At 70.9% G+C, this 19,517-nt stretch carries 18 protein-coding genes; 6 read left to right on the forward strand and 12 right to left on the reverse strand.

Translation table 11 applies throughout. The features are described 5' to 3' along the window. Window positions 1-7: 7 nt before the first annotated feature. Genes DB32_RS23070 through DB32_RS23100 form a run of 7 tightly spaced genes read right to left on the reverse strand, consistent with a single transcriptional unit; the run spans window position 8 to window position 5,451 of the window. Complete coding sequence (locus DB32_RS23070) at window positions 8-364, reverse strand: 2Fe-2S iron-sulfur cluster-binding protein (protein WP_053234802.1); 357 nt, start codon at window positions 362-364, stop codon at window positions 8-10. Beyond that, window positions 364-2,271, reverse strand: coding sequence for a Fe-S protein assembly chaperone HscA (hscA, locus tag DB32_RS23075; protein ID WP_053234803.1), 1,908 nt, complete (start codon window positions 2,269-2,271; stop codon window positions 364-366). Before hscA ends, DB32_RS23070 begins: the two co-directional genes overlap by 1 nt. Beyond that, a complete protein-coding gene (gene hscB / locus DB32_RS23080) occupies window positions 2,268-2,783 on the reverse strand; it encodes a Fe-S protein assembly co-chaperone HscB (RefSeq protein WP_053234804.1) in 516 nt (171 codons plus the stop codon). The genes hscA and hscB overlap by 4 nt, the downstream gene beginning before the upstream one ends. A gap of 34 nt (window positions 2,784-2,817) precedes the next feature. Further along, complete coding sequence (locus DB32_RS23085) at window positions 2,818-3,207, reverse strand: HesB/IscA family protein (protein WP_075097598.1); 390 nt, start codon at window positions 3,205-3,207, stop codon at window positions 2,818-2,820. A 7-nt stretch (window positions 3,208-3,214) separates the two neighbouring features. Continuing rightward, a complete protein-coding gene (iscU, locus tag DB32_RS23090) occupies window positions 3,215-3,619 on the reverse strand; it encodes a Fe-S cluster assembly scaffold IscU (protein WP_053234805.1) in 405 nt (134 codons plus the stop codon). A 10-nt stretch (window positions 3,620-3,629) separates the two neighbouring features. Further along, complete coding sequence (locus DB32_RS23095) at window positions 3,630-4,856, reverse strand: IscS subfamily cysteine desulfurase (RefSeq protein WP_053234806.1); 1,227 nt, start codon at window positions 4,854-4,856, stop codon at window positions 3,630-3,632. 7 nt (window positions 4,857-4,863) lie between these two features. Next, window positions 4,864-5,451, reverse strand: coding sequence for a MerR family transcriptional regulator (locus tag DB32_RS23100; RefSeq protein WP_240481241.1), 588 nt, complete (start codon window positions 5,449-5,451; stop codon window positions 4,864-4,866). Window positions 5,452-5,581: 130 nt separating this feature from the next. On the opposite strand from DB32_RS23100, the gene DB32_RS23105 reads away from it, so the two are divergent. Then, window positions 5,582-8,002, forward strand: a complete 2,421-nt coding sequence (locus tag DB32_RS23105) for a DNA internalization-related competence protein ComEC/Rec2 (protein WP_157069311.1) — start codon at window positions 5,582-5,584, stop codon at window positions 8,000-8,002. Here DB32_RS23105 and DB32_RS23110 read toward each other — a convergent pair whose 3' ends face one another. The 3 genes from DB32_RS23110 to DB32_RS23120 all read right to left on the reverse strand — a co-directional run bounded on the left by DB32_RS23110 (window position 8,003) and on the right by DB32_RS23120 (window position 10,183). Continuing rightward, entirely contained in the window at window positions 8,003-8,488 is a 486-nt protein-coding gene (locus tag DB32_RS23110) for a hypothetical protein (protein ID WP_053234808.1), read from the reverse strand. Between the two features lie 120 nt (window positions 8,489-8,608). Further along, a complete protein-coding gene (locus DB32_RS23115; RefSeq protein WP_053234809.1) occupies window positions 8,609-9,040 on the reverse strand; it encodes a CopD family protein in 432 nt (143 codons plus the stop codon). Between the two features lie 3 nt (window positions 9,041-9,043). Beyond that, the gene (locus tag DB32_RS23120; RefSeq protein WP_053238923.1) at window positions 9,044-10,183 is read right to left on the reverse strand and encodes a hypothetical protein; all 1,140 of its coding nucleotides are present in this window, start codon (window positions 10,181-10,183) and stop codon (window positions 9,044-9,046) included. A 137-nt stretch (window positions 10,184-10,320) separates the two neighbouring features. On the opposite strand from DB32_RS23120, the gene DB32_RS23125 reads away from it, so the two are divergent. Beyond that, window positions 10,321-12,906 carry a CehA/McbA family metallohydrolase gene (locus DB32_RS23125; RefSeq protein WP_157069312.1) on the forward strand — a complete coding sequence of 862 codons (2,586 nt, stop codon included), beginning with the start codon at window positions 10,321-10,323 and terminating at the stop codon, window positions 12,904-12,906. Between the two features lie 18 nt (window positions 12,907-12,924). Here DB32_RS23125 and fumC read toward each other — a convergent pair whose 3' ends face one another. After that, window positions 12,925-14,325: a class II fumarate hydratase gene (fumC, locus tag DB32_RS23130; protein WP_053234811.1), complete on the reverse strand. Its 1,401-nt coding sequence runs from the start codon at window positions 14,323-14,325 to the stop codon at window positions 12,925-12,927. A gap of 99 nt (window positions 14,326-14,424) precedes the next feature. Between fumC and DB32_RS23135 the strand changes: the two genes are divergently transcribed. The 4 genes from DB32_RS23135 (at window position 14,425) to DB32_RS23150 (ending at window position 18,821) form a co-directional block, all read left to right on the forward strand. Further along, the gene (locus tag DB32_RS23135) at window positions 14,425-15,168 is read left to right on the forward strand and encodes a MerR family transcriptional regulator (protein ID WP_053234812.1); all 744 of its coding nucleotides are present in this window, start codon (window positions 14,425-14,427) and stop codon (window positions 15,166-15,168) included. A 64-nt stretch (window positions 15,169-15,232) separates the two neighbouring features. After that, window positions 15,233-15,652, forward strand: a complete 420-nt coding sequence (locus DB32_RS23140; protein WP_053234813.1) for a VOC family protein — start codon at window positions 15,233-15,235, stop codon at window positions 15,650-15,652. Between the two features lie 25 nt (window positions 15,653-15,677). Then, the gene (locus DB32_RS23145; protein ID WP_053234814.1) at window positions 15,678-17,342 is read left to right on the forward strand and encodes a fumarate hydratase; all 1,665 of its coding nucleotides are present in this window, start codon (window positions 15,678-15,680) and stop codon (window positions 17,340-17,342) included. 39 nt (window positions 17,343-17,381) lie between these two features. Continuing rightward, window positions 17,382-18,821 (forward strand): nuclear transport factor 2 family protein, encoded by a 1,440-nt coding sequence (locus DB32_RS23150; RefSeq protein ID WP_053234815.1) that lies wholly within the window; start codon window positions 17,382-17,384, stop codon window positions 18,819-18,821. 323 nt (window positions 18,822-19,144) lie between these two features. On the opposite strand, the gene DB32_RS48465 is transcribed toward DB32_RS23150, so the two are convergent. Further along, window positions 19,145-19,498 carry a hypothetical protein gene (locus DB32_RS48465; RefSeq protein ID WP_169791524.1) on the reverse strand — a complete coding sequence of 118 codons (354 nt, stop codon included), beginning with the start codon at window positions 19,496-19,498 and terminating at the stop codon, window positions 19,145-19,147. Window positions 19,499-19,517: the final 19 nt, after the last annotated feature.

Here is a 19,517-nt window from a genome sequence, read left to right on the forward strand (position 1 = left end):
CCCCTCCTCAGCGCTCCCTGAGCTTCTTCGCGGCGGCCTTCTCGTCCGGGTGCTCGTCGAGGAACGCCTGGAAGCTCTCGTCGCTGATCTCGACCGCGACGTCGCCCTGGATCTTCGCCTGGCATCCGAGCCGCGACGACGGGCGTACGTCGAATGCCTTGTCGAGGATGTCGAACTCCTCGTCCTCCATCTCCGACGTCGCGTCGAAGCCCTTCACGACGTAGACGTGGCAGGTCGAGCACGCGCACACGCCGCCACAGCGATCGCCCTCGGGCGCGCCGATCTTCTTCGCGGCCTCGAGGATCGACGTGCCCTGGGGGACTTCGACCTCGAGGTTCTCCTTCACGAACCGGACCTTCGGCATCAGTCGTCTCTCGCCTCGGGAGGCATGTGCGCGTCGATGCCCTTCGCCGACGCGGTGTCCTTCTCGATCGTCTCGAGCTCGCGGCCCGCGAGCGCGTTCTTGATCGAACGATCCATACGGCGCCCGGCGAACGCGTGGGTCGCGTCGTCGAGCTCTTCGATGCGCGCCGCGATGATGCGGTGCTCGTCCTTCGCGGCCGCATCACGAAGACGCTGCATCGCGCGATCGATGACGGTGCGCTCGCTCGACTCGAGGAGATCGCCGTCCTCGGTGAGCGCCTTCTCGGTCGCGTGCAGGACGCGCTCCGCCTCGACCTTCTGCTCGCGGAGCGTGCGCGCGGCGATGTCGTCCTCGCCGTGCTCGTACGCGTCCATCAGCATCTTCTCGATCGCGGCGTCGTCGAGCCCGTAGCTCGGCTTCACCTCGACGTCCTGCGTGAGGCCCGTCGTGCGCTCCTGCGCGCTCACGTGGAGGATGCCGTCGGCGTCGACGCGGAAGCGCACCTCGAGGCGCGGCAGGCCCGCAGGCATCGGCGGGATGCCTTTCAGCGTGAAGCGCGCGAGCGAGCGACAGTCCTCCGCGAGCTCACGCTCACCCTGCACCACGTGGATCTCGAAGCCGGTCTGGTTCTCGGCGTAGGTCGTGAAGACCTGCGCCGCCTCGCACGGGATCGCCGTGTTGCGCGGGAGGATGCGCTCCACCACGCCGCCCATCGCCTCGATGCCGAGCGAGAGCGGGAGCACGTCGAGCAGCAGCACGTCCTCGCGCGGTCCGCTCCCACCGAGCATGTCGGCCTGCGCGGCCGCGCCCATCGCGACGACGAGGTCGGGATCGATGTCGGCGAGAGGCTCCTTGCCGAACATCGAGGCGACGTACGCACGGACCGCGGGCACGCGCGTCGCGCCACCGACGAGGATCACTCCGTCGATCCGATCCGGCGTGGTCTGCGCATCGCGCAGCGCGCGACGGCACGCGATGCCGGTGCGCTCGAGCAGCGGCTTGATCACCGCGTCGAAGTCCGCGCGCGTGATGCGGAACGTCGTCTTCGCGCCGTCGTGCTCCAGCTCGGTCTCGACGGTGTCGTGATCGGTGAGCGCGTGCTTGATCGAGCGCGCGGCGTGCAGCGCGTAGCGGACCGCGTGAGGGCTCGTGTCGTCGCGACCGAGCGCCACGAGCACCTTCTCCGCGAGCGCGCGATCCATGTCGTCGCCGCCGAGCTGGCTGTCGCCGCCGGTCGAGCGCACCTGGAACACGCCGTCGTCGAGATCGAGGATCGTCACGTCGAACGTGCCGCCGCCGAGATCGTAGACCGCGAAGCGCCCGTTCTGCTTCTTGTCGAGGCCGTACGCGAGCGCCGCCGCGGTGGGCTCGTTGAGGAGCCGCAGCACCTCGAGCCCCGCGAGCTTCGCGGCGTCCTTCGTCGCCTGTCGCTGTGCGTCGTCGAAGTACGCGGGCACGGTGATCACGGCGCCACCGACGCTACCGAGATCGTCTTCCGCGCGCTCCTTCAGCTCGCGCAGGATCTCGGCGCTCACCTCGATCGGCGTGACCACCCTGCCCTCGCCGACCTCGAAGCGCACCACCGGGCCGCTCTCGCTCGCGAAGCGGTACGGGCCCATGCGCCGCGTCTCGGGATCGTCGGCGCCGCGCCCCATGAAGCGCTTCACGCTGACGATCGTGTCGCGCGGATGATCGAGCGCGAGCTCCTGCGCGCGATGACCGACGACCACGACGCGCTCGCCCGTGTAGTGCACGACGCTCGGCACGAGCGCGTGACCGTCGCAGTCGCGGATCACCACCGGCGCGCCGGTCGGCGACACGTACGCGACGAGCGAGTTCGTCGTCCCGAGGTCGATCCCGATCGCAGTGGGCTTCGCGGCCGGGTCGTGGATCTGCAGCAGGCTCACGAGAGCGCCTCTTCTTCGATGACCTCGACCTCGTCGAGGAAGCGGCGGTAGTAGCGCATCTTCGAGAGCACGTCGGCGATGCGCGCGGGCTCCGCCTCGCGCTCGAAGAGCGTGGTGATCTCCTGGCGCGCGCGATCGTTCTCGCGACGCACCTTCTCCGCGAGCGCGCGTGCCTTCCCGACGTCGCGCGCGCTGCGCGCCTCGGAGAGCGCCTCGCGTCGCTCCATCACGTCCATCAGGAACTCGGGGTCGGCGGGCTGGCCGTCCTTCACGTCGTGGCCGCGGAGCGCGAGCAGCGCGCGAGCGCGCGCGAGATCGTCGCGCAACGTGCGGTACGCCTCGTTCACCTCGACGGCCTTGCTCAGCGAGAGGCGGCGCTCCTGCGCGCTCGCGCCGACGAAGCGGTCGGGGTGCAGGGCCTTCTGCAGCTCGCGATATCGACGCTCGATCTCCTGCGCGTCGAGATCGAAGCGCGCCGGAAGGCCCAGCGTGCGGAACGGGTCGGTGCTCATCGTTCGACTCGGGCGCGACCCGTCGCGGCGCTCCTCAGATCGAGAAGCTCTCGCCGCAGCCGCAGCCCTTCTTCTCGTTCGGGTTCTGGAACTTGAAGCCGTGGCTCATCAGCTTCACCTCGTAGTCGAGCACCGAGCCGCGCAGGTACACGAGGCTCTTCGGGTCGACCACGACCTTCAGCGCGCCACCCTCGAACTCGAACACGTGATCGCGATCACGGATCCGATCCGCGAACTCGATCACGTAGCTCGCGCCCGAGCAGCCGCCGCCACGAACGCCGAGGCGCAGCGCGGCCGTGGGCGTGCCGCGGCGCTCGATGGCCTTCTTCGCCATCTCGACCGCCTTCGGCGTGAGATCGATGTCCTTCGCCGGCGTGCTCACCGGCTCGGTCGTCTCGGGCGTGCTGCTCTCGTGCGCTTCCATGATTCGCTTACTTCTGCTCGGCCTTCTTCGCGGCCTGCTTGCGACGGTAGTCCTCGATCGCGCTCTTGATCGCGTCCTCGGCGAGCACCGAGCAGTGGATCTTCACCGGCGGGAGGTTGAGCTCCTTCACGATCTCGGTGTTCTTGAGCGACATCGCCTCGTCGACGGTCTTGCCCTTGACCCACTCGGTCGCGAGCGAGCTCGACGCGATCGCGCTGCCGCAGCCGAACGTCTTGAACTTCGCGTCCTCGATGACGTTCGTCTCGGGGTTCACCTTGAGCTGCAGGCGCATCACGTCGCCGCACGCCGGCGCGCCGACGAGCCCGGTGCCGACCGTGTCGTCTTCCTTGTCGAGCGTCCCGACGTTCCGCGGGTTCTCGTAGTGATCGATGACCTTGTTCGAATACGCCATCTGCAGCTCCTCAGTGGGCCGTCCACTGGATCGTCTTGAGGTCGACGCCGTCCTTCCACATCTCGTAGAGCGGCGACATCTCGCGCAGGCGCTTCACCTGGCGAATCACGAGGTCGGCGACGTAGTCGACTTCCTCTTCCGTGTTGAACCGGCCGAGGCCGAAGCGGATCGACGAGTGCGCGAGCTCTTCGTCGACGCCCAGCGCGCGCAGCACGTAGCTCGGCTCGAGGCTCGCGCTCGTGCACGCGCTGCCCGAGCTCACGGCGACGTCCTTGATCGCCATCAGCATCGCCTCGCCCTCGACGAACGAGAACGAGACGTTGAGGTTGCCCGGGTGGCGCCACGGATCGTCGGCGCCGTTCAGGTGGATCTGCTCGATGTTGTCGAAGAGCTTCTTGCGAAGCCGCTCGCGCAGACCGAACGAGTGCGCGCGGTCCTTCTCGTACTCCTTCACGAGGATCTCGGAAGCCTTGCCCATGCCGACGATCCCCGGGACGTTGAGCGTGCCCGAGCGCATGCCGCGCTCGTGACCGCCGCCGTCCATCTCCGCGACGATGCGCACCCGCGGCTTGCTGCGGCGCACGTAGAGCGCGCCCACGCCCTTCGGGCCGTACATCTTGTGCGCCGAGAGGCTCGCGAGATCGACGTTCATCTTCTCGACGTCGAACTCCATGCGACCCGCGCCCTGCACCGCGTCGGTGTGGAACAGGATGCCGCGCTCGCGCGTGAGCTTGCCGATCTCGGCGATCGGCTGGACCGTCCCGATCTCGTTGTTGCAGAGCATGATCGAGACGAGGATCGTCTTGTCGGTCAGCGCCTTCTTCACGTCGTCGGGCGAGACCTGGCCCTTCTGATCGACGTCGAGGTACGTGACGCGGAAGCCCTCGCGCTCGAGGCGCTTGCACGTGTCGAGCACCGCTTTGTGCTCGGTGCGCGACGTGATGATGTGATCGCCCTTCTCCTTGTAGAAGTGGGCGACGCCCTTGATCGCGAGGTTGTCGCTCTCGGTGGCGCCCGAGGTGAAGACGATCTCCTTCGAGCTGCCCGCGCCGATCAGCTTCGCGACCTGATCGCGCGCGTACTCGACGGCCTCCTCCGCGGCCCAGCCGAACGCGTGGTTGCGCGATGCGGCGTTGCCGAAGTGCGAGGTGAAGAACGGCATCATCGCCTCGAGCACCCGCGGGTCGACGGGCGTCGTGGCGTGGTTGTCCATGTAGATCGGAAGCTTGAGCGTCATCTCGGGATCACTCCGCGCCGTCGGAGGCGGTCGGATGGAAGCCGGCGACGAGCACCGGCGGATGCGTTCCTTCGTCGTGGCGATCGCAGCTCGGGCACTCGTGCACGACGCGCTGCGGCTGGCAGCTGTCGCACGTCGCGAGGTACTCGAGGCTGCGCACGAGCTCGCGCTCGAGCTCGTGCAGGCGCGCGATCTGCGCGCGGGTCTCGTCGAGCTTCTGCTCGAAGACCTCGGTGACCTTCTTCATCGCGCCGGGCGCGGAGCCGCTCGAGCCCCAGCTCGCGAGGAGATCGCGGATCTCGGGGAGCGAGAGACCGGCGTCCTGCAGGCGCGTGATCCACTCGACGCGAGTGACCGAGTCCGACGAGTAGAGCCGATAGCCGGCGTCGGTGCGGCGCGCGGGCTCGAGCAGGCCGATCTCTTCGTAGAGGTGCAGCGCGCGGACGGTCTTGCCGGTGCGCTTGGCGAGCTCGCCGACCCGGAGCGGCTCGACGTCGTGCGTCGTGCACGTCTCGACGCGCGGCGACGCCACGTCCGCCGCGATGGGCAGGCGGCGCACGGTCTTGCCGGGCGGGAGCTCGAATCGAGTGGTCACGGGGTTCGGAGGTTGGAGTCAAACCCTCACGTACGGGTAAGGGTTGAGCCGAGCTGAGGCATAGGGGGCGGCGGAATCGGTGTCAAGGCGCGCACCGGCCCAGCGGCCGGGATGGCGGACGTGGCGGCGGGTGGCGGGCGGACCGTCAGGACGCCCTGGCGAAATCATTGATGATTTCGGCGTACTAGCGACGGTACGGCGTGTGACCTGGCGGGCGCGGATGGGCGCGCTCGGGTGGACGGCAGGAGGGCTGGTGCTCGGCGTGGTGCTGAGCGCGGCGGCAGGTGGGGTCGACGCGGGCTGGGTAGGCGCGGTCCTCGCGCTGGCCGTGGGCACTGGACTGGCGCTCCTGGCGAGGCGCTCGGACGCGCGGCCGCGAGCGTGGGTCGGCGTGGCGCTGGGCGTGCTCGCGTGCGCGGCGGGTGTGGGCGTCTCGCAGGGCGCCGGCGACGAGCTGGTGAGCGTCGGCACGGCCGAGGTGCGCGGGGTCGTCGAAGAGCTGCGGGCGCGCGACGATCGTGCGGACGCGATCGTGCGAGTCGACGACGCGCGCGGCGACGTCGAGCTGCGCCGCGGTGATCGCATCCGGGTGCGCGACCGCGCGTGGAGCGAGGGCACGCGCGTCGAGGGCTCGTTCGCGATCGCGCCGACCGCGGGCTTCCGCAATCCGAGCCCGCATCCGCGCTGGCCGATGATCGATCCGGTGCGCGCCGACGCGCGGGCGATCACCGTGAGCACGGCGCGCGAGCTCGGCGTTCGTGCGTGGATCGGCGCGGCGCGAGCGCACGTGAGGAGCGCGCTCGCACGCACGCTGGACGAGCCGGCGTGTGGCGTCGCGCGGGCGCTGATCCTCGGGGATCTCGCGCTCGGTGACGACGACGAAGCAGCGGTGCGCGGCGCCGGCCTCGCGCACGTGCTCGCGGTGTCGGGCATGCACGTGACGCTCTTGATCGGCGCGCTCGTGTGGCTGCTCGGACGCGCGCTCTCGTGGGTGCCGGCGATCGCGATGCGCGTGGAGGTCGCGCGGATCGCGGCCGGGATCGGCGTGCCGCTCGCGCTCATCTACGCGCCGCTCGCGGGCGGCGCGCCGAGCGCGTGGCGCGCCGCGATCACGGGTGCGATCGCGTACGCGCTGCGCGCGTCGGGACGTCGGGCCGATGCGGTCGCGGTCACGGCGGCGGCGGTGCTGGTGTTCGGGATCGTCGATCCTGCGACGCTCGCGCGCCCTGGGTTCCTGCTGTCGATCGCCGCGACGGCGGCGATCCTCGCGCCGATCGGCGACGCGGAGGAGCGACCGCTGCGCGCGCTGGTGGTCGCGAGCGTGCGCGCGAGCCTCGCGACCGCGCCGCTGGTGATCTGGTGCTTCGAAGGGCTGCCGCTGATGGGCGTGATCGCGAACGTGATCGTGGTGCCCATCGCGAGCGCGGTGCTGCTGCCGATCGCGGCGGTGCACGCGGCGATCGCATCGATCGCGCCGGTGCTCGCCGCGCCGACGGGGGCCGCGATGGATCTCGTCGCGCGTGGGTTCCTCGCGTCGTGCGAGGCGTTCGCCGCGTTCCCGCTCGGTCGCGCGCTACCGCCGCTCGACATCGCGCAGGGTGTGGTGCTCGCGGTTGCGTGCGGCGCGCTGCTCGTCGTGCGGAGCGTGCGCGCAGGCGTGATCGTGATCGTGCTGGGTCTCGTCGCGATGGCAGGCGCCGAGGTCCGGCTGCGCGCGAACGAGCAGCCGCACGGCGTGCTGCGCGCGACGTTCCTCGACGTCGGTCAAGGCGACGGCGCGCTCATCGACATGCCCGACGGCTCGCTCGTGCTCGTCGATGCGGGCGGCGTCGTGGGCCCGGGGATCGATCCGGGCGAAGCGGCGATCGCGCCGACCCTGCGTGCGCGGCGTCGCGATCGGATCGACGTCGCGGTGATCACGCATCCGCATCCCGATCACTACGGCGGGCTCGCTGCGCTGATGGAGCACGTCGAGATCGGAGAGCTCTGGGACACCGGGCAGAGCGAGGACGAGCTGCCCGACGGCGAGCTGTCGGCGATGCTCGCGACGGCGCGCGAGAGAGGGATCCCGGTGCGCAGGCCCGATGCGCTCTGCGCGCGGCCTCGCGCGTTCGGGGCGGCACGCGTGCGTGTGGTCTGGCCCTGCCCTGCGTTCGATCCGGGGTGGGACCCGAACGAGAACTCGTTCGTGATCGAGATCGCGATCGGCGCGCGACGGCTCCTGCTCGCGGGCGACGCCGAGCAACACAGCGAAGGCGTGCTCGCGCGCAGCGGGCTCCTGTCGCGCGTCGATCTGCTCAAGGTCGCGCACCATGGATCGCGCACGTCGAGCACCGCGCCGTTCCTCGACGTGCTGCGCCCGCGCGTGGCCGTCGTGAGCGCGGGGCGAGGCAATCAGTTCGGGCATCCCCACGCCGACGTGGTCGAGCGGCTCGAGGGGAGCGCGCAGCACGTCGTGCGCACCGATCGCGACGGGGGCGCGATCATCACGACGGATGGGCGCGCGATGGACGTTCGGACCTGGTCGGGGAGAACGATCCGCGTCGAGTGATCACTGAACCACGGCGCAGCCGTCGAGCTCGAGGTGCGCATCGAGCGTCGCGACGCTCGTGCCCGACGTCAGCGTGCACGCCTCGACGTCGACGACCACTTCGTCGCCATCGACGTCGGTCAGCTCGACCACGCACGACGCGTCGCCGCTGTACGTGCCCGACGCGACGCGCGCCTCGACGCTGCTGCTCGACCCGTCGCTCTGCGCGCGGAGCGTCAGCGAGCGGAGGCCCTCGTCGCCGCCGCCGCCGAAGAGGTCGATGATGACCGCGTAATCCTCGTCACCGACGGGCTCGATCTCGCACGAGCCGGTGACGCCACCCGCGGCAGCGTCGCCGTCGATCCGGACGTTCATCGGGAGCTCGAAGCCCGTCCGCAGATCGTCGCTCTCGAAGCGCGCGAAGCCGCTCGCGGTCAGTCGGTGATCACCGCAGCCCACGGCGAAGCTCGCGCAGACGAGGGCGAGGAGGAGGACGCGTCGCATCATGATCGCCTCGCGGTCAGCAGCTAGCGTGCCACGATGCCGCGCTCCGGGAAACGCGCGTGTCCGACCGCGCATCCGGGGCACCAGGTTCACGATCGCGCCGCGTCGACCGTGAACGCTCGCTCACGATCCCGGGCGAAAGATCACCAGCGCGACGACCACGGCCGCGAGCACGACGATGGTCATCGCGACGCCCCCGAAGAAGCCCTGCGAGACCTCGCGCTCCCCGCTCGCGCCCTTGCGCACCCGGGCGACGAGCACGCCGTGCAGCGCCGCGACGACGATGCCGATCGTGAGCTTGCCGTGCATCCACCCGGCGCGCGAGTACACGTCGAGCGCGGTGAAGAACATCGTGAGGCCGCCCGCCCACGCGAGCAGGAGCCCCGGCGTCACGATCGCGAGCAGCGCGCGACGGACCGCGAGCAGCCCTTCCTTGCGCTGCTCCGCGGACGACACGAGCGCGAGCTGCGCCGCGGTCCAGGCCGCGCTGGCGCTGCCGCCGATCCACAGCAGCACGCCGACGATGTGCAGGACGAGCGAGATCTCGCGGAGCATCGATCAGCCTCCCTGCACGGCCTTCTCGTAGACGCGGTACTTCTTGTAGATGCGCGCGCCCATCGACTTGATGCCGAGGTTGATGGGTCGGTTGTCCTCGAGCGTCCAGGAGAGCTCGCCCCACTCGTAGCCGAGCTTCTCGCCGCGCTTCGCGACCTCGACGTAGAGCGCGTGCGACAGGCCCGCGTAGCGGCGCTGGTGGCGCATCTCGCTCCGGATGCCGAGCATCACGAGGCGCGCGCTCTTCGGGCGCTTGATCTTCAGCCGCCAGATCAGCTTCCCGAGCGTGACCGGGTTCAGCTTGCCGTCGAAGTCGCGGATGACCTCGTTGAGGTTCGGCAGCGCGATGCACATCGCGACCGCCTTGCCGTCGACCTCGGCGATGAACGCGAGCTCTTTGTCGAGGATCAGCTTCAGATCCTCGCCCATCTTCTTCGCCTCTTCTTCGGTCGCCGGGACGAAGCCCCAGTTGTCCTTCCAGGCGTCGTTGAAGATGTCGAGGATGATCCGCAGCTCGCGGTCCATCTTGCTCGGCTCGACCGAGCGCAGGCGCACCTCGGGCAGCGCCTTCGTCTCCTCCCACGCCTTCAGCGCGCGCGGCGGGATCTCGCCGACGTCGAAGCGCCACGCGTAGAAGTCCTTCGCCTTCTCGAGGCCCGACGCGAGCGCCACGCGATCCTGCCAGGGCCGGTGGTGGTTCATCATCAGCACCGGCGGCGTGTCGAAGCCCTCGATCAGCACGCCGAGCTCTTCGTTGATCGTCAGCGAGAAGGGCCCGCGCATGCGGTGCATGCCGCGGCGCGCGACCCACTTCGACGCCGCGTCGACGAGCGCCTTGCCGACCTCCTCGTCGTCGACGGTGTCGAAGAACCCGAAGAAGCCGGTGCGATCCTCGTACTTGCGCAGGTGCTCGTGATCGAGCTGCGCCGAGATGCGACCGACGAGGCGACCGTCCTTCCACGCCGTGAACAGCGCGAGCTCGCCGCGGTGGAAGAACGGGTTCTTCCCGGGCGTGAGGCGCTGCTTCATCTCGAAGTCGAGGGGCTGCACCCAATTCGGATCGCCGGCGTAGACGATGCGTGGAACGCGCAGGAAGTCGCTCAGGTCCTGACCGGGGACGTGCTCGCGGATCTCGATCGCCATCGCGCTCCCTCGTGCGGCGTCGGCCTGTGCGACGCGCGGCGCGCACGTACCACGCGACGGGCGCATCGCAAGAGGGCGTTCACGCGTCGCGAGTGTGTCTTGCCGAAGCGCTTGCGCGTGTGTGTATCCTTCGGCCCATGCGCTATCCGTTACTTTCCGGTCACATTTTCGCCACAGTCCTCGTCGTCTCGCTCGGCGCGTGCGGCGACGACGACGGGATGACCGGTGACGCGGGCGCGGACTCGGGCCCGCCGCCGACCTGCGGTCAGGTCGATCCGTTCGAGACCGGCGATGCCGACGGGCACGCCGAGCCGCTCGCGACCGCGGGCCAGGCGCGCGCGGGGCGCATCGAGGAGAGCGAGCTGCCCGAGGATCGCCACGGGCTCGCGACGTGGTCGGCGGGCGACTTCGTCCTCGCGAACGATCGCGTCGCGGTGATCATCGAGGACGTCGGGCCCTCGGATCTCTACGACCCGTTCGGCGGGCGCATCGTCGGTGTCGCGAGCCGCGAGACGGACGGCGCGCTCGTGCCCGCCGACTTCAACGAGGTGCTCTTCGGGCTCGGCGCGTACCTCGTGCGCACCGAAGCCGTCACCGTGATGAACGACGGCAGCGACGGCCAGCCCGCGGTGGTGCGCGCCACGGGTCCGCTCGCGCCGATCGACTTCGCGGGTGACCTGCTGAACATCGTGCGCGGCGACGTGAACGGCTTCCCCGCGGCGATCGAGTACGAGCTCGCGCCCGACAGTGATCGGGTGCGCATCACGATCCACGCGGCGGAGTCGTCGGCGGCCGCGGCCAACGTGTCGAACGTCCTCCAGGGATTCTTCCAGAGCTCGCGCATGCCGCCGTGGACGCCGAGCGGCGGGTTCGACGACTTCACGGGAACCACGCCGTTCATCGCGTTCGACGACCCGAACGGCGGCGCGTCGTACGCCTACGAGCCGCCCGAGGGGCGCATGCTGAACAAGATCATCGAGCAGAGCGGCGTGCTGGTGGCGCACATCGGCCCGCAGCGGATCGAGGCTTGCGCGCGCGTCTCGGTGCCGCTCGGATCGATCGCGATCGGACGCTCGCTCGATCGCACGCAGGCGATCGCGCGCGAGGCGCTCGGCGAGGCGTCGCGCACGGTCCGCGGCACGGTGCTCGAGGCCGATGGGTCGCCGGCGACCGACGTGCGCGTGCACGTGACGAGCGGCGACACGCACCACACGCGCGGGCGCGTCGACGAGACGGGCGCGTTCGAGCTCGCGGTGCCCGACGAGGACGTGCAGGTCTGGGCGTATCGACGCGGCACGCCGATCGCGGGGCCGTTCGCGGCGCCGCGCGGGACCGACGACGTGACGCTCACGATGGCGGCGATGGGCACCATCGAAGTGCACGCGCGCGACGAGGCAGGCGGCGGTCTTCCAGCGCGTGTCCAGCTGTTCCCGGTGGGCACCGAGATCGCGCGGCCCGCGGGCAGCTGGGGCGAGCAGCAGGTGCCGGGCGGCCGCGCCGACGTGCTCTTCGCGGGCGCGACCGGCGACCTGACGGTGCGCGTGCCGGCGGGTCCGTGGCGCGTCGTGGTGTCCCGCGGCTACGAGTACGAGCTCGTCGACAGCACGGTCACCGTCGCCGCCGACGCGACGCAGACGATCGACGCGACGCTGGTGCGCAGCGTCGACACGACGGGCGTGCTCTGCGCCGACTACCACGTCCACACGACGCGCTCGCCGGACTCCGACGACGACGCCGCCGCGAAGGTGAGCGCGCTCGTCGCGGACGGGCTCGAGCTCGCGGTGCGCAGCGATCACGAGTTCATCGCCGCGTTCGATCCGGTCGTGCAGGAGCTCGGGCTCGGCGCGTTCGCGCTCGGTCTCGCCGGCGAGGAGCTCACGACGTTCGAGTGGGGGCACTTCGGCGTGTTCCCGGTCGAGCCCGACGACACGCGTCCGAACGGCGGCGCGCCGCGCTGGCCGGGGCGCCTGCCGCCCGACGTGTTCGCGGAAGCGCGCGCGCTGCCGGGCGCGCCGACGCTGATCATCAACCACCCGCGCTCGGGCGGGGCGTCGCAGGGCTACTTCAACGCGGCGGGCTACGACCCCGACACCGGCATGGTCGATCGTCCGACCCACTGGGACGAGGACTTCTCGATCGTCGAGGTGCTCAACGACTCGAGCTTCGAGCAGAACCGCGACAACACGGTGCGCGACTGGTTCTCCATGCTGCGCTTCGGACGTCGCGTGTTCGCGGTCGGCTCGTCGGACAGCCACCACATGTACTCGGCGCCGATCGGCTATCCGCGCACGTGCCTCGCGATGGGCACCGACGATCCGCGCGGCGTCACGCCGACCGAGGTGCGCGACGCGACGCGCGACGGACGCTCGTACGTGAGCGGCGGCATCTACCTCGACGTGACCGCGGCGGGCGGCGTCGGCCCCGGCGGCGAGGTGACGAGCGCGGGCGCGCGCACCGCGATCGACGTGGTGGTTCGCGCGGCGACGTGGATCGACGTCGACTCGCTCGAGGTGATCGTCGACGGCGTGACGACCGAGACGATCCCGATCACGCCGCCCGCGGATCGCACCGACACCGTGGTGCTCGACGAGACGATCGAGGTGGACGTCGCCGCAGCGGGCTCGTGGGTCGTGATCGTCGCCGCGGGTGACGAGGAGCTCGAGCCGGTGCACCCGGGGCGGCTCCCGTTCGCGATGTCGAACCCGATCTTCCTGACGCGCTGATCGCGACGGTGGTGCGCCTCACCCTCGCGTGGGGCGCACCATCTCTTCCGCCTTCACGAGCTCGTCGAAGCGCTCGCCGCTGAGCGCGCCGAGCTCGATCGCCGCGTCGCGCAGCGTGGTGCCCGTCGCGTGCGCGTGCTTCGCGACCTTCGCCGCGAGGTCGTAGCCGATCGTCGGCGCGAGCGCGGTCACGAGCATCAGCGAGCGCGCGACGTACGCCGCGATCATGTCGCGGTCGGGCTCGATGCCCCGCGCACAGCGCTCGTCGAAGCTCGCGCACGCGTCGCCGAGCAGGCGCGCCGACTGGAGGAACGCGCTCGCGATCACGGGCTTGAACACGTTGAGCTCGAAGTTGCCCTGGCTCGCCGCGAAGCCGAGCGTCGCGTCGTTACCCATCACCTGCGCCGCGACCATCGTGAGCGCCTCCGACTGCGTCGGGTTCACCTTGCCCGGCATGATCGACGAGCCGGGCTCGTTGTCGGGGATGCGGATCTCGCCGAGCCCCGCGCGCGGCCCGCTCGCGAGCCAGCGCACGTCGTTCGCGATCTTCATGCACGCGGTCGCGAGCTGCTTGATCGCGCCGTGAGCGCCGACGAACGCGTCGTGCCCCGCGAGCGCGGCGAACTTGTTGGGCGCCGACGTGAACGCGCGACCGGTGAGCGCGGCGATGCGCGCGGCGACCCGCTCGGCGTACTCGGGGTGCGCGTTGATCCCGGTGCCCACCGCGGTGCCCCCTGCCGCGAGCTGACGCAGCTGCGGCAGCGCGCGCTCGATCGCCTCGACGCCGAGATCGAGCTGCGCGACCCACCCCGAGATCTCCTGCCCGAGCGTGAGCGGCGTCGCGTCCATCAGGTGCGTGCGACCGATCTTCACGACGTCGGCGAAGTCGCTCGACTTCCTCGCGAGGGTCTCGCGCAGCCCGCGCACCTTCGGCAGCAGCTGCGCCTCGACGATCTCGGTCGCGGCGATCGACATCGCGGTCGGGAACGCGTCGTTCGACGACTGCGAGAGGTTCACGTGATCGTTCGGGTGCACCGGGGACTTCCCGCCGCGCTGGCCCGTCGCGAGCTCGTTCGCGCGGCCCGCGATCACCTCGTTCACGTTCATGTTCGACTGGGTGCCCGAGCCGGTCTGCCACACGACCAGCGGGAACTGATCGTCGAGCGCGCCCGAGAGCACGTCGTCCGCGGCGCGCACGATCAGATCGCGCAGCCTCGGATCGAGCAGCCCGAGCTCCGCGTTCACCTCGGCGCTCGCCTTCTTGAGGATCGCGAGCCCCCGCACGATCTCGCGCGGCATGCGCTGATCGCCGATCGGGAAGTTCTTCAGCGAGCGCGCGGTCTGCGCGCCGTAGTACGCGTCGGCCGGCACCTCGAGGGTGCCCATCGTGTCGCTCTCGGTGCGTGTCGCGCGGGTCATGCAGCCTCGATGTGGTCCCTCGGCGCGCCGATGTCACGAGCCGCGCTTGACTCTCCTGCAGGGGAAGACCTCAGGCTCTGCGTCGCGATGTCGGAACGCATGTCGATCGGACGCTTCGCGCGCGCCACGCGCCTCACGGTGAAGGCGCTGCGTCACTACGACGAGATCGGGCTCCTGCGTCCGGCGTCGATCGATCGCCGCACCGGATACCGGAGCTACGCACCGGAGCAGGTGCGCGACGCGGTCACGATCGCGACGCTGCGCGCGCTCGACGTGCCGCTCGCGACCATCGCGAAGGTGCTGCGCGATCCGCGCTCGATGCAGGCGGCGCTCGAGGCGGAGAAGGCGCGCATCGAGCGCGAGATCGCCGACAGGCAGCGCGCGGTGCGCGGGCTCGATCGCGTGATGCGCGGCGCGGCGCCGATCACGTACGAGGTCTCGCTTCGGACCGAGCCCGCGCGCTGCGTCGCGATCGTGCGCGCGACGACGAGCGCCGAGGATCTCGAGGCCGACACCACGCGCCTCGTCCGCGAGTCGCTCGCGACCGTTCCCGGCGCGCGCGATCCGGTGATGGCGATCCTCCACGCGTCGATCGACGACGAGACGATCCCGATCGAGATCGCGGTCACGGTCGACGACGGGATCACCATGCCCGCGACGCGCTGCGCGCTCGTGCGGCACGTCGGGCCCTACTCGGAGCTCGCGCACGCGCACCACGCGCTCTGGGCGTGGGCCGACGCGAACGACGTCCCAGCCGGCCCGATCCGCGAGATCTACGTGAACGATCCCGACGAGGTCGCGCCCGACGCGCTCGTCACCGACGTGCTCCTCCCGCTCGCGTGAAGCGCGCTCGTGCGCGGCTGCGCTCGGAGGGAGTCGTCCGTCCACCACCCGAAGGAGAGGATCGATGTCCCAGCCCACCCGTGGTCTCTATCCCGTCATCGCATCGCGCGACGTCGCCGCGTCCGCGACGTTCTTCGCGTCGCTGCTCGACCTGCGGCGCACGTTCGAGAACGACTGGTACGCGAGCCTCGCGTCGCACGACGAGCCGACGCTGCAGCTCGGCTTCGTCGCGTTCGATCACGCGTCGATCCCCGAGCCCGCGCGCGGCGCCCTCCCCTCCGGCTTCTTCGTCACGGTCGAGGTGCCCGACGTCGACGCGATCCACGCGCGCGCGCTCGACATGCGCCTGCCGATGCTGGTCCCGCTGCGCGACGAGCCGTGGGGGCAGCGCCACTTCATCACGCGCGGGCCCGACGACGTGCTGATCGACGTGGTCACCGTCATCCCTCCCAGCGCCGAATTCGCGAGCGGGTACCTGGGCTGAGGACGCGCGCTATGCTCGCGCCGCCATGCCCGAATTCCAGTACCAGGAGCTGCTCCCGATCGACCACCACCACCCCGGCACGGCGTGGCGGAAGCTCGACGGCGACCACGTGCGCACCTTCGACGCGGGCGGTCGCTCGTTCGTCGAGGTCGCGCCCGAGGGGCTCACGCTGCTGACGCGCGAGGCGATGCGCGAGATCGCGCACTACCTCCGTCCGAGCCACCTCGCGCAGCTGCGCCGCATCCTCGACGATCCCGAGTCGAGCGCGAACGATCGCTTCGTCGCGCTCGACCTGCTCAAGAACGCGTGCATCAGCGCGGGTGGCGTGCTGCCGATGTGCCAGGACACCGGCACGGCGATCGTGATGGGCAAGAAGGGTCAGTACGTGCTGACCGGCGGCGGCGACGAGGCCGCGATCGCGCGCGGCGTGTTCGACACGTACCTCACGAGCAACCTGCGCTACTCGCAGCTCGCGCCGCTCGACATGTACCGGGAGAAGAACACCGGGAACAACCTGCCCGCGCAGATCGAGCTCTACGCGACCGACGGCGACGAGTACGAATTCCTCTTCATGGCGAAGGGCGGGGGCTCGGCGAACAAGAGCTACCTGTACCAGGAGACGAAGGCGCTCCTGAACCCCGACTCGCTGATGAAGTTCGTCGAGAAGGCGATCCGCTCGCTCGGCACGGCGGCGTGCCCGCCCTACCACCTCGCGCTCGTCGTCGGCGGCACCAGCGCGGAGCACGCGCTCAAGACCGCGAAGCTCGCGTCGGCGCGCTACCTCGACACGCTGCCGACCAGCGGGAACGATCTCGGCCGCGGCTTCCGCGACGTCGAGACCGAGGCGAAGGTGCTCGCGATCGCGCAGCGCACCGGCATCGGCGCGCAGTTCGGCGGGAAGTACTTCTGCCACGACGTCCGCGTCATCCGCTTGCCGCGCCACGGCGCGAGCTGTCCCGTCGCGATCGCGGTGAGCTGCAGCGCGGATCGTCAGGCCCTCGCGAAGATCACGCGCGAGGGGATCTTCCTCGAGCAGCTCGAGCACGATCCCGCGAAGTACTTGCCCGAGACGACCGACGCGGATCTCTCGGGCGAGGTCGTGAAGATCGATCTCAGCCGTCCGATGAGCGACATCCGCGCGGAGCTCTCGCGCCATCCGATCAAGACGCGCCTCTCGCTGAGCGGTCCGATGATCGTCGCGCGCGACATCGCGCACGCGAAGATCAAGGAGCGCCTCGATGCGGGCCAGGGCATGCCGCAGTACCTGAAGGATCACTGCGTGTACTACGCGGGCCCCGCGAAGACGCCGGAGGGCTACGCGTCGGGCAGCTTCGGTCCGACCACCGCGGGCCGCATGGACGCGTACGTCGATCTCTTCCAGGCCAACGGCGGGAGCATGGTGATGCTCGCGAAGGGCAACCGCAGCCCCGCGGTCACCGCGGCGTGCAAGGCGCACGGCGGCTTCTATCTCGGCTCGATCGGTGGTCCCGCGGCGCGCCTCGCGAAGGACTGCATCAAGAAGGTCGAGGTGCTCGAGTACCCCGAGCTCGGCATGGAAGCGGTGTGGAAGATCGAGGTCGTCGACTTCCCCGCGTTCATCGTCGTCGACGACAAGGGCAACGACTTCTTCGCGGGAATCTCGGGCGGCTCGAGCGTCGCGCCGGAGAAGAAGCTGCCGGTCGCGGGCTGACGAAGAAACGAGAGAGAGGGCGACGTATCCTCGCGCGTGATGTCGATGCGCGCGCTCGCGTCCTCTCTCTCGCTGTGGCTCGTCGTCGCGTGCTCGTCGGGCGCGCGCGACCCCGAGCCGGCTGCGCCGGTCGCGCCGCCCCCCGCACCTCCCGCGCCGACGTCGATCGCCACGCCCGCGCCTCCGCAGCTCGACGAGCGCGCGGCGCGCGCGCTGCTCGACGAGTGGGCGCGCGCGCAGAACGAGGGCGACTTCGACGCATACGCGCGGCTCTACGCGACGCGCTTCGAGGGCAGCAAGCGCTCGGGGCCGCGGCTGCGCACCTACGCGCGCGAGGGCTGGCTCGAGGATCGCCGCCGCATGTTCACGCGCCCGATGCGCGTCGAGATCTCCGAGCTGCGCCTCGCGGCGAGCGCGACGACGGTGATCGCGACGTTCGTGCAGCGCTGGTCGGCCGCGACGTACGAGGACGTCGGCACCAAGTCCATCCTGCTCGTGCCCGAGGGAGACGCGCTGCGCATCGCGCGCGAGGAGATGCTCGACTCGTCGATCGTGTCGGAGCAGGCCGAGGCGGGCGCGCGCGATCCGCTCGCCCTCGCGCCGGTGATCGACGCCGGCGGGCTGTACGTGGTGCTCGCGACGCGCGTCGATCCCGCTTGGTCCGAGGGCGAGCCCCGCCTCCTCGTCGACGCGCCGCCGATGGTCGCGGCGCGCTCGATCGTCGACGAGCGCGTGCCCGACGCGCTGCGCCGGCTCCGCGGTCGCGCGCTGCAGCTCCACGGCGCGACGGGCCCGACGTGCACCGCGACGATCGGCGCGCTCCACGAGCTGCGGCGCGTGCGCCCGCACTTCGGCTCGGTGCAGCACTGGAACGGCTTCGAGACCGGCGTGGCCCAGCCGCGCGACGTGATCGCGCGCGAGCTGTGGCCGATGGGCGAAGGCGGCGCGCTCCTCGTCGGCACGCTCACGACGAGCGGAGACTGCCGTGGCTCGAGCTGGGCGCGCGCGAGCGACGCGCCGCCGCCGGCGATCCTCGCCGAGGTCGCGACCGATCCCGCGCACGCCGCCGAGGCCTTGCGGCTGCTCCGCGAGACCGACGTGCACCGCGCGCTGCAGCGCGACCACGACGAGCTCGAAGACGTCGCGCGCGGCGTTCCCTGGGACGAGGGCGGCACGCGAACGGTGCGCACGTTCGTCGACCCGACGGGCGCGCGCGCGATCGTCACCGTCACCGTCGTCGTGAACGAAGGGTGCGAGAGCTTCGGCGGGCGCGCCTGGGCAGCGTTCGAGGTGCGCGACGGAGCGCTCCAGCTGCGCACCGCGAGCGCCGACGTCGCGCACGAGCCGCTCGCGGCCGTCGACGCCGACGGCGACGGAACGATCGAGCTCGTCACCGCCGACGGCGTGCTCCGCTGGACCGACGACCGCTACGCGCTGACGCCCGTGATCACCCCGCGTGATCTCGACTGCGGTTGCTGACGCCAGCTGCGCCACCGCGGCGCGCGCACGGACGTGCGGTGTGCCACCGCGGGCGCCGCGGGAGCGCGAGATCGCGTCCAGCGCGCCCCGGAGCACGCTGCGCGAGCACGAGATCGCGTCCAGCGCGCCCCGAACGACGCCGCGCGAGCGCAGGAGCGTGATCCGGGCCGCCAGAACGCCGCTGGGCGATCCCACGGACGTCATCCGAGCCGCCAGAACGCCGCTTTGCGATCGCCCGGACGTGATCCCAGCCGCCAGAACGCCGTCTTGCGATCGCGAAAGTCACGTCGTGGCACACCGGATCGCCGCCGCGCGGTCGGGGGTCAGGGCCGGGCGCGGTCGGCGGCGATCCGCTCGCGCAGCCACGACCTCGCGTCGTGGGTGCTGGTGAACACGCGCATGTCGGTGGGCGCGGGGCGGATCCAGAGCAGCGCCGTGATCGCGCCGCGCTGCAGCTCGCCGCTGACGATCGCGGCGTGCGCGATGAGGAGCTTCTTCATCTGCGCCTCGCGCGCCTTCACCCACTCCGCGAAGCGCTTCCGGCGCAGGGCGTCGATCTTCCCGGCGCGCCGCACGTCGTGCATCGTCGCGAAGCGCTCGCCCTTCTCGAGCAGCGCGTCGACCTCCTCGAAGATGCTCGCTTGCACGAGCTGCTCGGGATCGGCGCCCGGAGGCACGTCGAGGGCGACGAGCGGC

The sequence above is a fragment of the Sandaracinus amylolyticus genome (assembly GCF_000737325.1).
Lineage (GTDB): Bacteria > Myxococcota_A > Polyangia > Polyangiales > Sandaracinaceae > Sandaracinus > Sandaracinus amylolyticus.